Source organism: Rhizobium sp. CB3171, from assembly GCF_029714265.1.
Lineage (GTDB): Bacteria > Pseudomonadota > Alphaproteobacteria > Rhizobiales > Rhizobiaceae > Rhizobium.
This window is the reverse complement of sequence record NZ_CP121652.1, coordinates 2,972,497-2,987,673: the sequence shown is the minus strand read 5'-3', so window position 1 is coordinate 2,987,673 and position 15,177 is coordinate 2,972,497. Positions and strand designations below refer to the sequence as shown.

The following is a 15,177-nucleotide window of genomic DNA, read 5'->3' as shown; positions in this document are numbered from 1 at the left end:
GTTTGCGTGAAACCCGAGATTTGGAACTGAGCGAATACGGGGTCATCCTCGGGCAAGGCTGAGATGAGAGGCTGGAATAATCGCCCAGCCGATTCTCTGTTTGAAAATCGATCCCGATGACCCAATCTCCAGCCTACGCCCTGTCCGATGCATCAGCGCTGCCCTCCATCCTAGTCCAGGCTGCGACCTTGATGGATGCCGGTCGTTATGAGGATGCAATCAATGTGTTCCTCTCGGCTGGCGAGCTTGTCAGCCGTGAACCGATCGCGTGCAACACGCTGGGTTTTTTGCTGCTGAAAGTCGATAGGCCTCAGGATGCCATCTTGTGGTTCGAAACAGCGCTCAGCCTCAAACCCGATTATGTGCATGCGATGTCCGGCCTTGGCATAGCATGTCAGGACGCCGGCGATTTTGCACGGGCGCTGTCGTGTTACGAGCGAGTGGTTGCCGCGCAGCCGGGCGATGCGGTCTCCTGGTATCATCAGGGAGTCGTGCTTCAGGAGCTGGGCCGATCGATCGAAGCGCTTTCAAGTCTCGAGCGGGCAATCTCCCTCAAGGGCGACTACGGTTTGGCTCTTTCCAAGCGCAGCCAGGTTCTCGAGTCGCTGCGCAATGTGCCGGACGCCATACAAGAAGCTTTGCGCAACTGCCATCAGTCGCCAGAGGACCCGACATCATGGGCACGGCTTGGAGATCTTCTTCAGAAATCCGGCGATTTCGATCGGGCAATAGCAGCCTATGACAAAGGATTGGCGCGTTTCCCCGAGGACTTTCGCTGCCTTTGCAACAAGGCGCAGGCGCTGGAGGCGACCGGACGCTGGCGTGAGGGCCTGGCCACGGCTCAACGGGCGCTGCGTGTCGATCCGACCGATCGCGAAGCGCTGATGCTCTGCGGAAAGTTTGAGCTCAAGCTCGGAAATCCGGCGGCTGCGCATATTTGTTTTCTGGCGGTCGCCGAGATGGGCGTGGTCCGCAACTATCCGGCGGCGAAGAAGCCTGCAAAGTTTCGCGTGCTCCTGCTCTTCTCACCCGAATCTGGCAATACGCCTTATGAGGATCTGATCAGAGACAGTTGCTTCGACACGGAAGTGATCTTCGTCTTGCGTGGTTATCGCAATGACCCGCGGGTCCGCAGCGATAAAGTAGATGTCGTCGTCAATCTCGTTTCGGAAACCGACTTTGGGCTTGATGTGATGGCATCCGCCATCGACGTCGCCGATTCCCTGCTACGGCCGGTCGTCAATCACCCGCGGCTGATGCTGGCGACGGATCGCGAATCCATCTCACGGCGTCTGAGCGGCGTTGCGAACGCGGTCATGCCGGCGACGATTCGTATCGAGGCAAAAGACCTGCGGCGCCGGGTGCGCGACGGCGATACCGGCGCCTTTCCAATAATCGTGCGCCATACGGGCAAACATGGCGGCGATATGATGGAACTGGTGGAGGATGCCGACGCCCTGCTGGGCTTTGCCGAGGAGGCCGGAGAGCAGACCCTCTATCTGACGGATTTCGTCAACTACAGTTCACCCGACGGGCTTTTCCGCAAGTACCGCTTCGTCTTCGTCGGAGATGAGATACTTCCTTATCACCTGGCCATCGGCGATGGCTGGAAGGTGCATCATGTCTCGACACGCATGGCCGACGTCGAATGGATGCGCAAGGAGGAAGAGGCCTTTCTCAACGACCCCGGCAGCGTCTTCGGGCCAGAGGGCATGGCCGCCCTCGATGCCATCCGCCGCCAGGTCGGCCTCGATTATTTTGGTATCGACTGTTCACTCGATTCAGAGGGCAGGGTAGTAATTTTCGAGGTCAACGCGTCGATGCTGATTCACCTTCACAATGAGCGCTTTGAGTATAAGACGCCGCATGTGAAGAGAATCAAACAATCGTTTGAGCTGCTTCTGGAGCGGCGAGCGCGCGAGTACCGCGCATCGGTTTCCGCAGCCGGCGCGCTATCGAATAAGCTCTGAGTCAGTTACCGGCTCACCACCCGCCCTCGTGGTTCGAGACGGCCCTGCGGGCCTCCTCACCATGAGGACTGATCATCTTCACCCGACATAGCCTACTCCGACCTCGTCCTGACGTGCACAGGCCAAAGCCAAAGCCTCGAAGGATTAGGGTCGGCCCCCAGGTTGCCGAAAAGATCAGCGTGTCGGAACGGGCGTCTCGCCGCGATAATCATAGAAGCCGCGGCCGGATTTGCGGCCGAGCCAGCCGGCTTCGACATATTTCACCAGCAGCGGGCAGGGGCGGTATTTCGAATCCGCCAGGCCGTCATGCAGCACCTGCATGATCGACAGGCAGGTGTCGAGGCCGATGAAATCGGCGAGCTGCAGCGGTCCCATCGGATGGTTGGCGCCGAGCCGCATGGCGGTGTCGATGGCATCGACGGTACCGACGCCCTCGTAAAGCGTATAGATCGCCTCGTTGATCATCGGCAGCAGGATGCGGTTGACGATGAAGGCCGGAAAGTCTTCGGCCACGGTGATCGTCTTTTCCAGCGAGGTGACGAATTCCTTTGCGGCGGAGAAGGTCGATTCCTCGGTGGCTATGCCGCGCACCAGCTCGACCAACTTCATCACCGGCACGGGATTCATGAAGTGAATGCCCATGAAGCGCTCCGGCCGATCGGTCGCCGAAGCGAGCCGGGTGATCGAGAGCGATGATGTGTTGGTGGCGAGGATCGCTTCGGGCTTCAGGATCGGACAGACCTGCGCGTAAATCTTGCGCTTCACGGTCTCGTCCTCGGTTGCTGCCTCGATGGCGAGATCGACCTGGGCGAGGTCGTTGAGATCGGAGGAACCGGTGATGCGCGACAGCGCCGCCTTGCGGTCCTCGTCACTCATCTTGCCGGAGGCGACGTGGCGGGCGAGGTTGCCATTGATGGTGGCAAGGCCGCTCTCGATGCGATCCTGCGACAGATCGTAGATGTGAACCTTGTAGCCGGCCATGGCGGATACATGGGCGATACCGCAGCCCATTTGGCCCGCGCCGATAATACCGATCGTCTTCAGCGAACTCATTGCCCAACTCCCCGGCGGCGCGTTCTTGGTGGCGCGCCATGCTCTTCATCATAAATTTGCCGGACTATTCCTAGCCCGGCAAGATTGATAGCTCTATAAAGGACAATTTTCCAGTCTTTCGCAACTGCGAAAAGACCTATCGGCGCGATCACAGCGCCTTTTCGAGTTCCGGCAGGGCCTCGAAGAGATCGGCGACGAGGCCATAGTCGGCAATCTGGAAGATCGGGGCCTCTTCGTCCTTGTTGATGGCGACGATGACCTTACTATCCTTCATGCCGGCGAGATGCTGGATGGCACCGGAGATGCCGCAGGCGATATAGAGCTGTGGTGCCACCACCTTGCCGGTCTGGCCGACCTGCCAGTCGTTCGGCGCATAGCCGGCATCGACGGCAGCGCGGGATGCGCCGACGGCCGCCCCGAGCTTGTCGGCGACGGGAAGGATGACTTCCTTGAACTTCTCCGCCGAACCGAGGGCGCGGCCACCGGAGATGATGATCTTCGCCGAGGTGAGTTCCGGACGGTCCGAGGTCGACAATGCATCGGCGACGAAGCTGGACAGGCCGGGATTGGCGACCGCCGGGATCGCTTCGATGCTGGCCGAACCACCGTCTGCGGCAGAGGCGAAGGAGGCGGTGCGTACGGTGATGACCTTCTTGGCATCGGTCGACTGCACCGTCTGGATGGCATTGCCGGCATAGATCGGCCGCTTGAAGGTATCGGCGGAGACGACTTCGATGATCTCCGAGACCTGGGCGACATCCAGCAAAGCGGCAACCCGCGGCATGACATTCTTGCCGACCGAGGTGGCCGCCGTCAGGATGGTGTCATAGGAAGCGGCGAGCGACACGATGAGATCGGCAAGCGGCTCGGCGAGATTGTTGGCAAGGCTCGCATCGTCGGCAACCAGCACCTTGGAGACGCCGGAGAGTTTCGCTGCCTGCTCGGCCGCAGTGTTGGCGCCAGCGCCGGCGACGAGGATGTGCATGTCGCTTCCCGTTCCCTGGGCAATCTGTGTCGCCGCCGTCAGCGCCTTGGCGGTCTGGTCGGAAAGGTGGTTGCTGTCATGATCAGCCAGAAGAAGAATGGCCATGGTGTCTAACTCCTCGTTCGGACTGGATTAAAGCACGCCGGCTTCGGTCTTGAGTTTTTCGACCAGCTCGGCCACCGACTTGACCTTGACGCCCGCCTTGCGGCCCGACGGCTCCTCGGTCTTCAGCACCTTCAGGCGCGGCTCGGTGGAGACGCCGAAGTCGGCAGGTGCCTTCTTGTCGAGCGGCTTCTTCTTCGCCTTCATGATGTTCGGCAGCGAGGCATAACGCGGCTCGTTGAGGCGCAGGTCCGTCGTGACCACCGCCGGCAGCTTGACCTCGATCGTCTGCAGGCCGCCATCCACTTCGCGGGTGACCTTGGCGCTTCCCTCACCGATCTCGATCTTCGAGGCGAAGGTTGCCTGCGCCGAACCGAGCAGCGCCGCCAGCATCTGGCCGGTCTGATTGCTGTCATCATCGATCGCCTGTTTGCCGACGATGATCAGACCGGGCTGTTCGGCCGCGGCGATACCCTTCAGGATCTTCGCCACCGCCAGCGGCTCGACTTGATCGTCGGTCTCGACCAGGATGGCACGATCCGCCCCCATGGCGAGCGCCGTCCTCAGCGTCTCCTCGGCCTTGGCCGGACCGATCGACACCACCACCACCTCCTCGGCCTTGCCGGCTTCCTTCAGCCGCAGCGCTTCCTCGACCGAGATCTCGTCGAACGGGTTCATCGACATCTTCACATTCGCAAGCTCGACACCCGTGCCATCCGCCTTCACACGGATCTTCACGTTGTAATCAACCACCCGCTTCACCGGGACGAGAATCTTCATGGAAACCTTCCTTCAACACTGCGCTCAAGAACATGGCCTGTTCAGCGCCGCTCCGTTTGTCGAATGGCGACATGGATACGCGTTTTTCCCCCAATTTCAACGCTTCCATGCCGCAGAATGGCAAATTGCCTGAGGGACATAAATGACGCTTACGTCAACGTCAATATCCTTAAAATGCTGCTCAAATAATTTGAGTCACTATCGATTCTTCCCCGGAACCCACAGCACATCGGCGCGCCCCTGATCATTTGCATGGCGGGCAGCGACGAACAGGAAATCCGAGAGGCGGTTGATGTATTTCAAAGCCGCGGGACTGACGCGCTCGCCTTCGCTGCGTGAAAGCGCCACCATCAGCCGCTCGGCGCGCCGCGCGACCGTGCGGGCAAGGTGGAGATGCGCGGAAGCGGGGCTGCCGGCAGGCAGAATGAAGGAACTCAGCGGTTGGAGACCGGCGTTGAGCGCATCTATATCCTGTTCGATGCGCTGGACCTGGCCGTCAATGATACGCAGCGGCTCGTAGGAGAGCGGTTCGTCCGTTTCCGGCGTCGAGAGATCGGCGCCGAGGTCGAACAGATCGTTCTGGATGCGCATCAGCATGGCGTCGAGTTCAGGCATATCGGCGGTGTGCAGCCTGGCAACGCCGATGATGGAGTTGGTTTCGTCGATCGTGCCGTAGGCCTCGACGCGCAAATCATGCTTCAGCCGGCGGGGACCGGCAACGAGGCCGGTCGTGCCGTCATCGCCGGTCTTGGTGTAGATCTTGTTGAGCTTGACCATTGTGATCCCGCCGTCAGGTCGGACGGCCGCCGCCGGTCAGCCACAGCGTCAGCATGATCAGGATGACCGCGATCGCCTGCAGCAGCACGCGAAGCTGCATCAACCGGTTGGAGAGATTCGGATTGTCGCCCTTCATCATGTTGAGCAGGCCGCGAATGAGGACGATTGCGACCAGGCCCATGACGATAATGGCGGCGATATAGGTAACGGTAGACATTGCTTCGGGCCTTCGTCTTTCAATCCAACCGGCGCATCAGACGATAGAAAAGGTTAGCCGGCAACAGCCTTTTCAGAAGAACGCCCTGTTTTGCAGGGGTGGTCACAAGATAATGCGGGCGGGGATTTTTGGCGTTCAACGCAGATTTTAACACGTCATAGACCGCTTCGGGTCCCAATTTGTGCCGGTTGACCGGGCCTGTGCCATTCAGCCGCGCCAATTGCCGTTGGTATTCGACCGCATGAACCGAATGTTCGAGATCGATATGCTCCTTGATCTTGGCGAGCGCATTGGCGGTAAAGCGCGTGGCGATCGGCCCGGGCTCGATCAGGCTGACATGGATGCCACTGCCCTGCAGCTCCATCCTGAGCGTGATCGTCAAGCCCTCCAGCGCGAATTTCGAGGCCGTGTAGGCGCCGCGGAAACGATAGGGGATCAGGCCGAGAATGGAGGAGACATTGACGATGCGGCCCTGGCCCCGCCTGCGCATCAGCGGGATTACCTGCCGCGTCAGCTCGTGCCAGCCGAAGAAATTCGTCTCGAATTGTTCGCGAAGCACATCTGTGGAAAGGTCCTCGACCGCGCCCGGCTGGCCATAGGCGCCGTTGTTGAACAAAGCGTCGATGCGGTCGCCGGTCCGTTCGCGCACGGTTGCGACCAGAGCCGAGATCGTTTCCGGCTGGGTATAATCCATCAGCAGCGTTTCGATCCCCTCGGCCTCGAGGGAGGCGCGGTCCGCCTCCTTGCGCACGGTCGCGAAAACCCGCCAGCCATCGGCCTTCAGCGCCCGGGCGCAGAAAGCCCCGATGCCGGAAGAGCAACCCGTAACGATGATGATGCGTTGATCTGCCATGGAATGATTCCTGTACAAACGCGGAGACGTTTCCCATATTCAAGGACCCGACACAATCGACAACCGGCGGACGAGAACCGGGCTCAAGCGGAGATGGAATGCCGACATTCGTTCGTACGCTCTATAGGGTCGTCTACGACGCGGTGTTCCATTTCGTCGAGGATGACGGTTTTGCGATGGCAAGCCATGTGGCGCTTTCGACGCTGCTGGCCGTTTTTCCCTTTTTGATCTTCGGCACGGCGCTTGCGAGCTTCCTCGGCGCGAGCCAGTTTTCCTCGACGGCGGTGCATCTGATTTTCGATACCTGGCCGGAGGCGATCGCCAAGCCGGTGGCGGATCAGGTGGTGCAGGTTCTGACCATTCCGCGCGGCGGGCTGCTGACAATCTCCGTGCTGGCGGCCGCCTATTTCGCTTCCAATGGCGTCGAGGCATTGCGCATCTCGCTCAACCGGGCCTATCGCGTGCCGGAAAACCGGCCCTGGTATTTCAACCGTCTCGCAAGCCTCGGTTATGTGCTGATGGCGGTTTTGATCTTTGCCATGCTCAGCATCATGCTGGTCGCCGTGCCGCTGGTGCTGAACTATACGCGCGAGTGGGTGCCGCGGCTTGCCGATATCCTGGATGTGGTCTTCAGTTGGCGCATCTACGGCACTGTCCTGCTGCTGCTCGCCGGACTGCTGATCCTGCATCTGTGGCTGGCGGCGGGGCGGCGGCGGCTGTTCGATGTCATCCCCGGCGTGTTCCTGACCTTGCTCTTCTGGTCGCTCGGCGCGCTAATCTTCGCCTATTACCTTGCGACTTTCGCCAACTACACGGCCACCTATGCCGGTCTGGCCTCGGTGATGATCGTGCTCGTCTTCCTCTACATGCTCGCGGTGATCTTCATCCTCGGCGCGGAGTTCAATGCGGCGCTGATGAAGTTCAAGGTGCGGCGCATGCTCTTCGGCAAGGGAGCGGGTGCCCCCGAAGCGATTAGACAAGAGGCAGACAAACAATCAGAGGCCGATGCGGCGACGAAGCTCCGCCGGTGACCAGCCCTGCCTGCGCCATTCGGCAATGCCGGTATCGCCCTGGCTCTTGGAGAGCTTCTTGCCGTCTTCGCCGAGAACCAGCCGATGGTGATGGTAGAGCGGCTGCGGCAGATCGAGCAGAGCCTGCAGCAGGCGGTGGACCGAGGTGGCGTGAAAAAGGTCGAGACCGCGCACGACATGGGTGACGCCCTGCGCGGCATCGTCGACGACCACGGACAAGTGATAGCTCGACGGCGCATCGGAGCGCGACAGCACGACGTCGCCCCAGGCGCGGGGATCGGCGGGGATTTCGCCCGTCTCGCCATCGCCGTTTTCATGCCAATGAAGCGGCGCCCCGACGGTGGCGATGGCTTTTTCCATGTCGAGCCGCCAGGCGTGCTTGAGGCCCGCGTCGAGCAGGCGCTTTCTCTCTGTGTCGCTGCGCAGGCGGTCGTCGGGGGGATAGAGCGGCGTGCCGTCCGGATCGCGTGGCCATGGGTCTCCCCGAGCTTCACCGGCTGCAACCCGTGCCTTCACCTCGCCGCGCGTCTGAAAGGCGGGATAGACGAGGCCGCGGGCGATGAGCGACTGCAGGGCGGTCTGGTAGGCCGGAAAATGCAGGGATTGCCGGCGCACCGGTTCTTCCCAGGTGAGGCCGAGCCAGGCGAGATCGGCAAATATGCCTGCTTCGAATTCGGGTGTGCAGCGGGCCTGATCTATGTCTTCGATGCGCAGCAGGAAACGGCCGCCGGCCTCTCTCGCCATGTCGTGATTTAGGATTGCCGACAGAGCATGGCCGAGATGCAGCGGGCCATTCGGGCTCGGCGCGAAACGGAATATCGGCTTTTGACGGGGAATCGCGATCATGCTTTCTTCTGCCACGAATTTTAATCCCGGACTACGAGAAGCCATGCACATCATCCGCGCTGAAGACGATATCAGGCAGGGGCTGGCGGCGCTGGTCGAGCTCGATCCGCGCCTGCGGCAGATTGTCTCCGAGGCCGGACCCGTGCCGCTGCGCCTGCGGGAACCGGGCTTCGAGGGGCTTGCCCATATCATCGTGTCGCAGGTCGTGTCGCGGGCGAGCGCCGATGCGATCTGGGGGAAGATGATCGCTGGGATGGGTCGGGTGACCGCCGAGGGCTATGTCGGGCTGGCGCTGGAGGCATGGCGAACCTTCGGCCTCTCGCGAATCAAGCACGAGACGCTTCACCGCGTTGCCGAAGCAGTTGCCGGCGGCAGCCTCGATCTTCATTCGCTGAGTGCCGAAAGCCCGGAAAAGGCGCTTTCCGAGCTTACCGCCATCAAGGGAATCGGCCCCTGGACGGCGGAGGTCTATCTGATGTTCTGCTGTGGTCACGCAGATGTGTTTCCGGTCGGCGACGTTGCCTTGCAGGCGGCTGTCGGCATGGCGTTTGGGCATGATGTCAGGCCCCTGCCCAAGGCCTTGGCCCGGGAAGCGGCGGTGTGGATGCCCTGGCGCTCGGTCGCGGCCCGGCTCTTCTGGGCCTATTACGCCGTCAAAACCCGCCGTGAGGCGCTGCCCATCGATTGATCGACTGCCCTCATAGATTGGCCGCTATGCACTGAATTTATTGGACTTCACAATCCTGTAACAACCGGCCTAATATACAGATACAGATGCCGAATCGATCAGGAGGGTTCCTTGACGATTGCAGTCTCACCGCAGTCCTTGCCAGCGCTCGTGCTGAACGCTGACTATCGGCCGCTGAGTTATTACCCCTTGTCGCTCTGGTCCTGGCAGGACGCGATCAAGGCGGTTTTCCTTGACCGTGTAAACATCATCGCTGAATACGATCAGTCGGTATCGTCGCCCAGCTTCTCGATGCGGCTGCCAAGCGTCGTCTGCCTCAAGACCTACGTCCAGCCCTCCCGCAACCCTGCTTTCACCCGGTTCAACGTCTTCCTGCGCGACCGGTTCGAATGCCAATATTGCGGCGCTCATGACGATCTGACCTTCGACCACGTCATCCCGCGCGCCCATGGCGGCGAAACGACCTGGGAAAACGTGGTGGCCGCGTGCTCGCCCTGCAACCTGCGCAAGGGCAGCAAGCTGCCGAAGCAGGCGGGCATGTTCCCGGCGCAGAAGCCTTATCAGCCGACCGTGCAGGACCTGCACAATAACGGCCGCCTGTTCCCGCCGAACTATCTGCACGATAGCTGGCTCGACTATCTCTACTGGGATACGGAACTGCAGCCGTAAAATTGATTGCCTGGGAAGCTCGGGCGAGTTCCGCTTTGCCGCGCTTATATGCACGGCACGTAGCTGCGGCAGCCGTTCGCTCGCCTGACAGATCTCAGTTCAATCAACCAGCCTTCTTCACGCCCGCAAACGCGATCGCCGCCAGAATGACGCTGGCGATTACATTCCAGCCGGCCATCGACAAGCCGAGGACGCGGAGTGCGGCTTCGGTGCAGGACGGACCTTTGATGGTGCTGAGTTCGTTCAGCAGGTCGCCGGCGTTCTGCGTCATGCTGCTGGCGGATGTGGAGCAGGTCGTCGGGCCGGCCCAGAAGTGCCATTCGACGCCGGCGTGATAGACGCCGATGCCACCGCCGACCACCATCATGATGCCGGCAATGGCCAGCAGCGCGCGGGTGATCCAGGAGGGCAGGCCGAGGGCTGCCGTCAGAGCGGCAGCGATCGCGACGGGAATGCCATAATAATAGGGCTGGCGCTGCTCAAGGCAGAGCGCGCAGGGAATATAGCCGCCGATATATTGGAAGCCGAGCGCCGAGCCGATGACGATGATCATGCCGATGGCAAGCAGCGCGGAATAGGTGAGGCCGGCGCGAGAAGTCAAAGTCTTAGACATGCAAGGGCTCCGTGCTCAGTGCGCCAGGACATAATGGAAGAGAATGTAGAGAAGAATGAGGACGGCGGCCGCCGCCATGGTGATCTGGCCGAGACGCTTCTCGATGAAATGCCGGATCGATTCGCCATAGCGGCGGAGCAGAAAGGCCAGGAAGAAGAAGCGGGCGCCACGGGCGACGATGGCCGAGATGATGAACAGGCCGAGATCGATATGGGCGACGCCGGAAAGGATGGTCACCACCTTGATCGGCGGCAGATGCGCCAGCCCCGAGGTGACGAGCAGCAGAACGACCCATCCGTAGGTGACGCCGGCGCTCATCTGGTTGAAGGCGTCGAGCTTGCCGTAGAAGATCAGGATCGGCTTGGCGATGGTCTCGAAGGCGTAATAACCGAACGCCCAGCCCGCAATGCCGCCGAGCACGGAGGCAACCGTCGCCGTCAGCGCATAGCGCCAGGCGCGTTCGGGCTTGGCAAGCGACATCGGCAGGAACAGGACGTCGGCGGGCACGAGGAAGATCGAGCTTTCAACGAAGGCGATAATGGCCAACCAAACTTCCGCCGATTTGCGACGGGCGAGCGACATGGTCCAGTCGTAAAGTCTACGAAGCATTCTGCCCCCTTTTGCTGCGTTGCACACCTTTAGGGGGGAGGATTATGGCTGTAAATGGTCGGGGGATGACGGAAGTGGAACAAAATCAAAAATTTTCGTGATGGTTGGATTTCGAAGGGTGCCGAATTTATTGCTGAGATGAGGGCACTCCATCTTAAAGATGGTTTAGTTTTCTCCCTATATGTCAGTCTCCACAACGTATGGTGGTTGGCGGCTTAGGAGGGCGAACGTGCCAAAGTGTAATAGATGCGGGCAAGACGTTTTCATCGCTTCGCGTGATGGATACTGTGGAGACTGTGAAGGTATTGTCAGGAAGCAGGAGAGGGAGCAGAGGCTTCAAGGTATAATATTGACGACATCTGTAGACGTGCCGAATAGAGATATCGAGAATATTCTTGGAATAGTTGCCTCTGAGGCCGCTATAGGTCAAAATTTTCTCAAAGATATTGGCAATAGTATTAGAGATATTGTGGGTGGGCGAAGCGGCAACGTACAGAATACACTTAAGCAAGCCCGGAACTCTTGTTTGGCCGAACTAAGACAGGAAGCGCTTGAACTCGGAGCCGATGCGGTCATTGCTGTGGATCTGGATTACAACGAGGCATCCACAGGAAGCGGTGGGGGCATTTTATTTGTGACAGCTAGCGGAACGGCAGTAAAACTCAAAAGCTAATTTGTCGCTTTCGTTAGTAGCCCGGGCTTAGAGTCACATTATCAAAATCTTTAGGTTTCGAGAGTGGTGCCCCATGCCGGAGTCGAACCAGCACTTCTTTCGAAACTCGATTTTGAGTCGAGCGCGTCTACCAATTCCGCCAATGGGGCAACGGATCCTGACGAGGCGGGTGTCTAACATGTGATTGGCCGGACGCGCAAGACGGGTTGCGAAGGAATGCGTCTTGTTTTCCGGGACTTGTCATTCGACCCATGGCGGCCCATGGCGGCAGCGGACGCCATGGGCCGTTTGTCTTTCAAGGGGCTGGCCTCAGTGCGCCATTGCCGGGGCCTTGTCCGTCGAGGTGGAGCGGCTGATCGTCAGCGCCAGGATTGCGGCGAGCACGCAGAAGGCGCCGGCGATGAAGAAGGCGGGCAGGTAGGTGCTGAGTTCGGTGCGCGACAGGCCGGCGCCATAGGCCGCCGTGGCGGCGCCGAGCTGGTGGGCGGCGAAGACCCAGCCGAAGACGAGGCCGGCTTTTTCGCGGCCGAAGCGGTCGGCGGCGATCTTGACGGTCGGCGGCACGGTGGCGATCCAGTCGAGGCCGTAGAAGACGGCGAAGATCGATAGGCCGTAGAAGGTGAAATTGCTGAAGGGCAGGTAGACGAGCGACAGGCCGCGCAGGCCGTAATACCAGAAGAGCAGCCAGCGATTGTCGAAACGGTCCGACAGCCAGCCGGAGCCGATCGTGCCGAAGAAATCGAAGATGCCCATGACGGCGAGCACGCTGGCGGCGGCCACCGGCACGATGCCGAAATCGCCGCAGAGCGTCACGAAATGCGTCTGGATCAGGCCGTTAGTCGAAAGACCGCAGATGAAGAAGGTGGCGGCGAGAATCCAGAAGGTGGAGCTGGTGGACACTTCCTTCAGGATGAGGAGGGGCGAGGCCAGGGCTGCCTTGAGGTTCTTGGTGGCGGGCGGCGTCGGCGAGACATGGATTTCACCGACGAGCGGCAGATTGACGTCGGCCGGCCGGTCGCGCATCAGCAACAGCACGACCAAGGCGGCGACAACGATCATGCCGCAGACGAAGAGCACGGTGGTGCGCCAGCCATAGCGTTCCGTCAGCTCCGCCATCAGTGGCAGGAAAACGAGCTGGCCGGTGGCCGAGCTTGCCGAGAGCATGCCGACGACGAGGCCGCGATGCTTGGTGAACCAGCGCGTCGACACCGTGGCGGCCAGCACCATGGCGGTCAGCCCGGTGCCGAAGCCGATGATGATGCCCCAGCAGAGCAGCAACTGCCAGACCTGCGTCATGAACAGCGAGCCGATAAAGCCGACGCAGATGGTGATCAGCGCGAAGACGATGACCTTGCGGACACCGAAATGATTCATGAAGGCGGCGGCGAAGGGACCCATCAGGCCGAAGAGCACGAGGCGCACGGCAAGCGCGGAGGAGATGGAGGATGTGCTCCAGCCGAACTCGTCTTCCAGCGGCTTGATGAGCACGCCGGGCGCGCCCATGGCGCCGGCGGTGACGAGCATGGTGAGGAAGGTGGCGCCGACGACGACCCATCCATAGTGAATGTTGCGCCGGGCAAGCGTCGAAGCAAGGACTGTGGAGACCATGAGGAGCGTTCCGATAAAGTTGCGTGTCTTGCCATCAGGATCGGGAGGGCTGCAAAGGCGCTCGATCGCGGACGGCCAAGGGTGCCGTAGCCACGTTTAGCGCCCTGCCGTTCTCCCGGCTTGAACGTTTGTGTAAAGGCATTTAGATGATTGCGATCATATTTGTTGCGTATTGATGATGGTCGTCATATAAATTGTCAATACAGAATTATTGATGCTCTGATGGAGTTTTTTGATGAGAGTGAGCCGGGAGAAATTCGCGGAGAATCGCGAGAAGATCCTTGCCGTCGCAGGGGAGCTTTTCCGCGAGAAGGGTTTTGACGGCATCGGCGTCGCCGACATCATGAAGGCGGCCGGGCTGACGCATGGCGGCTTTTACGGCCATTTCGAATCGAAGGACGAGCTGGCTTGCGAAGCCAGCAAGGCGCTGGTGGCGCGTGCGCAGGAGCGTTGGCAAGGGGTGGTCGAGGGGGCGTCGGAGGCGCCGCGCGACGCGCTGCTCGCGCATTATCTCTCGCATCGCAATGTCGTTGAGCATGGCACCGGCTGCGTCTTCGCGGCCCTGACGCAGGAGGTCAGCCGCTACGGCCCCGAAATGCAGTCCACCTTCACCAACGGCCTGATGGGAATGGCGGCGATCCTCGAAGAGATCACGCCCGGAGAAACGCAGGAGGAGCGGCGGCGCAAGGCGCTTGCCGATCTCTCCACCATGGTCGGCGCGGTCATTCTCGCCCGCGCCATGGATACGCCTGCGCTTTCCGAGGAGCTTCTGGCGGCAACCCGGCAGGAGCTCGCTTCGCGCTGAGGCGGCTGCTTCGATCAGTTACGGAAGGCGAGTAGCCCCTGGGATTCGACGATCTCCATGATCTTGCCGTCGGGAGCCAATTCCAGCAGCTCGGCGCGCAAAGCAGCCTCGAAATCGGCAAGCTTGTCGCCAAGCGCCTGCGGCGAGGTGGACGACATCGAAAAGATGCGGCCGACGATATCCTCGATATCCCTCTGATATTGGTTGACGATGCCGATGCGCTCGAGGTTGCGGAAGGGCGAGGCAAGCAGCATGGCCTCATGCGGCGCCCAGGCCTTGCTCTTGCGCAGCAGGCGCTCTTCATGGCGCTCCGGCGCAAAAGTTTCCGTCAGCTTGTCGACAATGCTGCGCCAATCCGGGGTCGCCAACACCTGTCGATCGTGGAACAGCACGACCGCGCCACCGGGCTCGATCAGCCTGTCGAGGGCAGCGAGTGTCGCTGGGCGATCCATCCAATGGAAGGAGCGGCCCATGACGCAGAGATGCAGCTTGCCGATATCCGGCCCGAGATCATAGGACGAACCCTGACGCACGGTGATCTCGACGCCGGCGCTGCTGGCGCCCTCTTCGGCGGCGGCGAGCATTTCCGGTTCCGGGTCCATGGCAGTCACGGTCGCGCCCTCTAGCCGCGCAAAGGCGATGCCGAGCTGGCCGGGGCCGCAGCCGAGGTCCAGCACATGATCGCCAGCCTTCAGGCCGCTGCGCTCGGCGACGCGGGCGATAAGCGTATCCGGATAGGGGATGCGATAGCGCAGGTAATAGGCCGCGGTGGACTGGAAGCGCCGCGCGTTGAAAGGGACTGTGATCATGGATTGTCATCCTCGGGGCTAAGGAACCTTGACCTGTTAAGCCTCAACTGCGACCGACTAGTGAAGTAACTTTTGCGCGATTTCCCGCA

Annotated in this window: 18 protein-coding genes and 1 tRNA gene; 7 read left to right on the top strand and 12 right to left on the bottom strand. The window is 60.7% G+C overall.

Annotated features, from left to right (window positions below; genetic code table 11):
• The first annotated feature begins 116 nt into the window (after positions 1 to 116).
• Positions 117 to 1,970: a tetratricopeptide repeat protein gene (locus QA648_RS14510; protein WP_283047674.1), complete on the top strand. Its 1,854-nt coding sequence runs from the start codon at positions 117 to 119 to the stop codon at positions 1,968 to 1,970.
• A 174-nt stretch (positions 1,971 to 2,144) separates the two neighbouring features.
• On the opposite strand, the gene QA648_RS14505 is transcribed toward QA648_RS14510, so the two are convergent.
• The 3 genes from QA648_RS14505 to QA648_RS14495 form a co-directional block, all read right to left on the bottom strand.
• Positions 2,145 to 3,023, bottom strand: coding sequence for a 3-hydroxybutyryl-CoA dehydrogenase (locus QA648_RS14505; RefSeq protein ID WP_104824516.1), 879 nt, complete (start codon positions 3,021 to 3,023; stop codon positions 2,145 to 2,147).
• Between the two features lie 148 nt (positions 3,024 to 3,171).
• Complete coding sequence (locus QA648_RS14500; protein ID WP_283047672.1) at positions 3,172 to 4,113, bottom strand: electron transfer flavoprotein subunit alpha/FixB family protein; 942 nt, start codon at positions 4,111 to 4,113, stop codon at positions 3,172 to 3,174.
• A gap of 27 nt (positions 4,114 to 4,140) precedes the next feature.
• On the bottom strand, positions 4,141 to 4,890 hold the full coding sequence (locus tag QA648_RS14495; RefSeq protein ID WP_283047671.1) for an electron transfer flavoprotein subunit beta/FixA family protein: 750 nt from the start codon (positions 4,888 to 4,890) through the stop codon (positions 4,141 to 4,143).
• Between QA648_RS14495 and QA648_RS14490 the strand changes: the two genes are divergently transcribed.
• On the top strand, positions 4,889 to 5,023 hold the full coding sequence (locus QA648_RS14490) for a hypothetical protein (protein ID WP_260303174.1): 135 nt from the start codon (positions 4,889 to 4,891) through the stop codon (positions 5,021 to 5,023). The two genes, QA648_RS14495 and QA648_RS14490, sit on opposite strands and share 2 nt — an antisense overlap.
• Positions 5,024 to 5,088: 65 nt before the next feature.
• Here QA648_RS14490 and QA648_RS14485 read toward each other — a convergent pair whose 3' ends face one another.
• The 3 genes from QA648_RS14485 to QA648_RS14475 are packed head-to-tail and all read right to left on the bottom strand — an operon-like array spanning position 5,089 to position 6,737.
• Positions 5,089 to 5,667, bottom strand: coding sequence for a cob(I)yrinic acid a,c-diamide adenosyltransferase (locus QA648_RS14485; RefSeq protein ID WP_283047668.1), 579 nt, complete (start codon positions 5,665 to 5,667; stop codon positions 5,089 to 5,091).
• 13 nt (positions 5,668 to 5,680) lie between these two features.
• Complete coding sequence (locus QA648_RS14480) at positions 5,681 to 5,884, bottom strand: twin transmembrane helix small protein (protein WP_283047667.1); 204 nt, start codon at positions 5,882 to 5,884, stop codon at positions 5,681 to 5,683.
• 19 nt (positions 5,885 to 5,903) lie between these two features.
• Complete coding sequence (locus QA648_RS14475; protein WP_283047666.1) at positions 5,904 to 6,737, bottom strand: SDR family oxidoreductase; 834 nt, start codon at positions 6,735 to 6,737, stop codon at positions 5,904 to 5,906.
• Positions 6,738 to 6,835: 98 nt separating this feature from the next.
• Here QA648_RS14475 and QA648_RS14470 point away from each other — a divergent pair, with 98 nt between their 5' ends.
• Positions 6,836 to 7,768: a YihY/virulence factor BrkB family protein gene (locus QA648_RS14470; RefSeq protein ID WP_283047664.1), complete on the top strand. Its 933-nt coding sequence runs from the start codon at positions 6,836 to 6,838 to the stop codon at positions 7,766 to 7,768.
• On the opposite strand, the gene gluQRS is transcribed toward QA648_RS14470, so the two are convergent.
• Positions 7,733 to 8,614, bottom strand: a complete 882-nt coding sequence (gene gluQRS, locus QA648_RS14465) for a tRNA glutamyl-Q(34) synthetase GluQRS (protein WP_283047662.1) — start codon at positions 8,612 to 8,614, stop codon at positions 7,733 to 7,735. The two genes, QA648_RS14470 and gluQRS, sit on opposite strands and share 36 nt — an antisense overlap.
• 43 nt (positions 8,615 to 8,657) lie before the next feature.
• Here gluQRS and QA648_RS14460 point away from each other — a divergent pair, with 43 nt between their 5' ends.
• Both QA648_RS14460 and QA648_RS14455 read left to right on the top strand, forming a co-directional pair.
• Entirely contained in the window at positions 8,658 to 9,302 is a 645-nt protein-coding gene (locus tag QA648_RS14460; protein ID WP_283047660.1) for a DNA-3-methyladenine glycosylase, read from the top strand.
• A gap of 111 nt (positions 9,303 to 9,413) precedes the next feature.
• Positions 9,414 to 9,971 (top strand): HNH endonuclease, encoded by a 558-nt coding sequence (locus QA648_RS14455; RefSeq protein WP_104824507.1) that lies wholly within the window; start codon positions 9,414 to 9,416, stop codon positions 9,969 to 9,971.
• Between the two features lie 103 nt (positions 9,972 to 10,074).
• On the opposite strand, the gene QA648_RS14450 is transcribed toward QA648_RS14455, so the two are convergent.
• Both QA648_RS14450 and QA648_RS14445 read right to left on the bottom strand, forming a co-directional pair.
• Positions 10,075 to 10,584 carry a disulfide bond formation protein B gene (locus QA648_RS14450; RefSeq protein WP_283047658.1) on the bottom strand — a complete coding sequence of 170 codons (510 nt, stop codon included), beginning with the start codon at positions 10,582 to 10,584 and terminating at the stop codon, positions 10,075 to 10,077.
• 15 nt (positions 10,585 to 10,599) lie between these two features.
• Positions 10,600 to 11,193: a YqaA family protein gene (locus QA648_RS14445; RefSeq protein ID WP_104824505.1), complete on the bottom strand. Its 594-nt coding sequence runs from the start codon at positions 11,191 to 11,193 to the stop codon at positions 10,600 to 10,602.
• A gap of 229 nt (positions 11,194 to 11,422) precedes the next feature.
• Between QA648_RS14445 and QA648_RS14440 the strand changes: the two genes are divergently transcribed.
• Positions 11,423 to 11,866 carry a YbjQ family protein gene (locus QA648_RS14440; RefSeq protein ID WP_245463902.1) on the top strand — a complete coding sequence of 148 codons (444 nt, stop codon included), beginning with the start codon at positions 11,423 to 11,425 and terminating at the stop codon, positions 11,864 to 11,866.
• A gap of 64 nt (positions 11,867 to 11,930) precedes the next feature.
• On the opposite strand, the gene QA648_RS14435 is transcribed toward QA648_RS14440, so the two are convergent.
• Positions 11,931 to 12,015: transfer RNA gene (locus QA648_RS14435), tRNA-Leu, on the bottom strand.
• 160 nt (positions 12,016 to 12,175) lie between these two features.
• Positions 12,176 to 13,474: an MFS transporter gene (locus tag QA648_RS14430; protein WP_104824503.1), complete on the bottom strand. Its 1,299-nt coding sequence runs from the start codon at positions 13,472 to 13,474 to the stop codon at positions 12,176 to 12,178.
• A gap of 235 nt (positions 13,475 to 13,709) precedes the next feature.
• Here QA648_RS14430 and QA648_RS14425 point away from each other — a divergent pair, with 235 nt between their 5' ends.
• Entirely contained in the window at positions 13,710 to 14,279 is a 570-nt protein-coding gene (locus QA648_RS14425) for a TetR/AcrR family transcriptional regulator (protein WP_283047655.1), read from the top strand.
• Positions 14,280 to 14,293: 14 nt separating this feature from the next.
• Here the strand turns inward: QA648_RS14425 and QA648_RS14420 are convergent, their stop codons facing one another.
• Positions 14,294 to 15,088, bottom strand: coding sequence for a methyltransferase domain-containing protein (locus QA648_RS14420; RefSeq protein WP_283047653.1), 795 nt, complete (start codon positions 15,086 to 15,088; stop codon positions 14,294 to 14,296).
• Positions 15,089 to 15,177 lie beyond the last annotated feature (89 nt).